At 66.1% G+C, this 1,114-nt stretch carries 1 protein-coding gene; it reads right to left on the bottom strand.

The window, feature by feature from the left end; translation table 11 throughout:
* The coding region (locus Q7514_RS33110) for an IS481 family transposase (protein ID WP_230831892.1) at window positions 1–997 on the bottom strand (997 nt) is incomplete at its 3' end.
* Window positions 998–1,114: the final 117 nt, after the last annotated feature.

The raw sequence follows: 1,114 nt of genomic DNA, 5'->3' as shown, positions 1-1,114 counted from the left end.
TGTATGAGGCCATGACGTTGGTGACACCGGTCCGGAGTTTGCTCGCGGGCGGCCGGTTACCGACGGCAGTATGCGGGCGATGATAGTTGTAGTGCACATTCCACACGTGTAGCGCCTGGGCGCGTTGCCGTTCACTGGCCCAGACGCGGGCGTAGAGGAACTCCTCCGAAAGGATCCGGTTGTAGCGCTCGACCTTCCCGTTGTGACGGGGCGTGTACGGGGTGATCCGCTGGTGCCGGCCACCGTGCAGGACTTTCGCGAAGTCCTTCGCCCGGTAGCAGGACCCGTTGTCGGTGACGACCCGGTGGATGTGCACGATTCCGTGGGCGGCGAAGAACACCCGTGCGCGGTGCATGAACCCGATTGCCGTGGCGGCTTTCTCGTCGTTCAGCGCCTCGGTATAGGCAAGGCGGGAGAATCCGTCGACCGCCGAATGCAGATAGACGTAGCCGGCGCGGGCACCGGCGGTTTTGGCGCGCTCGACCTTCTTCGCCTGGTTGCTGCCACGACCGTGGACCCGCCAACCCCCGCCGTCGGGGATACGGCCGACTTTCTTGATGTCGACGTGCACCATATGGCCGGGCCAGCGGGCGATGATTCGGCGTGGTTCCCGGTTGTTCTCGCCGTTCGGGTCGAGGAACTTGCGCCGGTTCAGGCCGAGGTGAGCGAGGTGTCGGCTGACGGTGCGCACCGAGATGGTGATGCCGTCGGCGCCCAGTTCGTGGGCGATGCGGGCTGCGGACCATTTGCGGGTCCGGCGCAGTGTCTCGATCCGCGTTACGGTCTCGGCCGGTGTTGCGGTGGGCTGGTGGTGCGGCACGCTGGGGCGGTCGAGCAGACCGAGTTCGCCGTGTTCGCGGTAGCGGGCCATCCATTTGCTGGCGCAGGCTCGGGAGATCCCCATCTCGGCGGCAACGTGGGAGAGCGGGCGGGTCTGGCAGCGCTCGACGAGACGGCGGCGACCTTCGACGGACAGCGGGGCGTTACGGTGGAGCACGGACGGGTTCTTTCGTTCGGCGGATGAGTTGGTGGTACTTCCCATCCTGCCGTCGGAGGACCCGTCCGCCTTCTTCAACCCCTCGAGCTGGTGTCTACAACGTCATGACCCGCAACA

Source organism: Rhodococcus artemisiae (genome assembly GCF_036327795.1).
Lineage (GTDB): Bacteria > Actinomycetota > Actinomycetes > Mycobacteriales > Mycobacteriaceae > Rhodococcus > Rhodococcus artemisiae.
The sequence above is the reverse complement of the archived record's forward strand: the minus strand, read 5'-3'. Positions and strand labels throughout refer to the sequence as shown.